Consider the following 2,789-nt stretch of genomic DNA (forward strand, 5'->3'; position numbering starts at 1 on the left):
GCGGCGCTTGGGGACAGCGCGGCTCCGCATCGATGCCTGAAGTGAGCAGGTCGCTCTGAAGGCGATGCCTTCGGCATTCGTTCTACCGAGCTAAATTCCGTTCTTGATTTGCAGCGCATCCGCCGCCAATGCGCGTTGCAGTAAACATCTAAGTTTATGGAAAAGTTCAAATCTTTTCATTTACTGCGGTAGCAATTCCATGATCTTCCCCATGTCCCGATGAAAGTTCTCGTCTTATCGAGCTTATTTCCCAACCCGGTGCAGCGTCGGCATGGGATATTCATCGAACACCGCATCGCCGCCACATATTCAAGTGGTATCGAGATGCGGGTGGTCGCGCCGGTCCCATGGTTCCCATCGCGAAATGAGCGCTGGGGGCGATACGCCAGTTACGCTGACATTCCTCGCTACGCCGAGCGTCGGGGCATTGCGATTGACCATCCACGCTACCTGACGGTGCCGAAGTTCGGTCAGACGGTTGCACCTGCATTAATGGCGGCTTCACTTTACAGGCACATCGCTGGACTGCGGCGCACGTTCGACTTCGACGTGATCGATGCCTATTACCTCTATCCCGATGGCGTTGCAGCGTCATGGCTTGCGAAGATGTTCGACCGCCCGTTCATCATGTCGGCATTGGGCACGGATGTGAGCCTGATCCCGAACTGGCTTCCTAGCCGCAAGATGATCGTGGAGGCGGTGCGGCGGTCGGCGGCGACGACGGCTGTGTGCAAGGCTTTGGTGCAGGGGCTGGAGAACATCGGCGCGCCAGCCGGAAAGCTGCACGTGATTGAGCATGGGGTGGACCTGAAGATGTTCAGTCCCCCTGATGATCGCGCGCAACTGCGCATGAAGCTGGGGTTTCACGGACCGACGATCCTTTCGGTTGGGCACCTGATCGAACGCAAGGGCCATGATCTGGCCATTCGCGCTCTCGCCGGATTACCGGGGACATCATTGGTGATTGCCGGGGACGGCCCGCTAGAGATGAAGCTAAGGCAATTGGCCACAGACCTTGGGGTTGGAGATCGGGTCCGCTTCCTCGGGCATGTTGAACAGCGTGAACTTCCGGCCATTTACGGATCGGCGGACCTGACCTTGTTGTGTTCGGATCGTGAGGGCATCGCCAATGTGCTGCTGGAGAGCATCGCCTGCGGAACACCGCTTGTCGCGACGCCCGTTTGGGGGTCGCCCGACGTGATCACCTGCCCGGAAGCGGGAGTGCTCACAGGAGACCGTTCGCCATTGGGTATCGAACGAGCCCTCCGAAAAATTCTGGCCAATATGCCCGACCGCTTGGCAACGCGGCGCTACGCCGAGCGGTATGACTGGGCTGAAACAGGCCGCTTGCACCGTGCCTTGCTCATGAGGGCGGTGTCAGAGCATCGGGCGAACAGGTCGATGCGGCCAATGCCGACGTAGTGGTTCTACGATGACCGGAATGCGTGACGGTGGGGGCGGCGGACGAATTGCCTCTCGGGAATTGTAGACCTTAGCGGCATAATCATAACCGTCGGTTATAGCCGCGCTTGGGGGCGAATGATAAATCTCACGGTCGAAGGTGATCAAAGCTGACGCCGTCATATTCGATCATCGAAATAGCTTCGAGCAGGCGGGCTACGCTATGACCGGTTCCGTAGCGGTCGGCGACGCTGGTATCGTTTCTCCCTGTCCATCCGCCGAGCGCCAATGCAACGTCGCGATCCACTTTCGCCTTCCGAAGAGCATCCGCAAAGTTATGCCGGAACGAATGATAGCAGGTTCTTGGCTCGGCGGCTCCGCAGCTTCGCATGAAGCGACCAAACCAGCGGCTGAATTCGTGGGAGTAGAGGCCGTGCCGAAGCCGCAACTCCGGAAAAAGCTTTGAGCTTCCGCGCACTTTCTGCGCTTCAAGATAGCTGCCGAAGCCCAGATCGAGGAGGATTGGGTGAATGGGCACTACTCGGTCGCTCGATGCGGTTTTCAGTCGTTTATCGGAGACCACCGGACCTCCGTCGCTGGTGATGATGAAGCACCATATGCCGTCGATCATGCGCACATCGCGCGTGTCCAACTGGCAGATTTCGTTCAAGCGAGCGCCGCTGAAAAGGCCGATGAGGGGAACCCAGAATCGTGCCCGGCGCGGCCTGAAAGGCCCGACCTTGGCGTAACCATTGTTGTCATCCACGCATCCGGTGAACAGCGGCGCAGCGAAGATTTTTCGGAGTTGTTCGACGTGAAACGGGAGCCGCTTATCTTTCGCCTGCACAGGGTCTGGAAGTCGTAAGCCGACAGCGGGGTTTTTGCTTAGAAGTTCCTCTCGAACCGCCCAGTTCAGCATGGCGCAGAATTTGTTCAGGTGCCCGTTCGCGTTCGCTACGCTGACGACCGGGAGGCCGATTGCCGCCCCACGATGGATTGCTTCCTGCGCGGTCAGTGATGGCCAGCGCTTCTTCGCATTGCGGGGCATTTTGCTCAGGCTAACCATGAGGTCTCGACAGACCGTTCGCGTGATAGCGCTCAGCGGGGTATCAGGACAAATGAGTTCCATGACGATGTCGCCGACCGTGCGATAGGCGAGGTTTGACTTCGGCGATGCCCGCCTCGAAGGATCACTGAGATACGCTTCATATGCTTCGCGAAGCGTCATCTCCGAAGACGATGGAGCGATAGGGGACGGGGCGTTACCTTGCCTTTCAGGCGTTGGTTCCGCGACGACGCCGAGCCGAGCATCATCGAAGAGGCGTTGTAGATCATAGGCCGCTGAAACGAGCGCGCGTCGCGCTTCACGCATGGATGAAGTCTTTAAA

The 2,789-nt window shown here is 58.5% G+C and carries 2 protein-coding genes; one reads left to right on the forward strand and one right to left on the reverse strand.

Features of this window, described 5'->3' with window-relative positions:
* Nucleotides 1–219 precede the first annotated feature (219 nt).
* Nucleotides 220–1,422: a glycosyltransferase gene (locus ACODRZ_RS26565; RefSeq protein WP_488973178.1), complete on the forward strand. Its 1,203-nt coding sequence runs from the start codon at nucleotides 220–222 to the stop codon at nucleotides 1,420–1,422.
* Nucleotides 1,423–1,549: 127 nt separating this feature from the next.
* On the opposite strand, the gene ACODRZ_RS26570 is transcribed toward ACODRZ_RS26565, so the two are convergent.
* Nucleotides 1,550–2,789 (reverse strand): site-specific integrase (locus ACODRZ_RS26570; RefSeq protein ID WP_488986300.1); only part of this gene is annotated, 1,240 nt, incomplete at its 5' end.

The organism is Novosphingobium sp. FG90, from assembly GCF_057808725.1.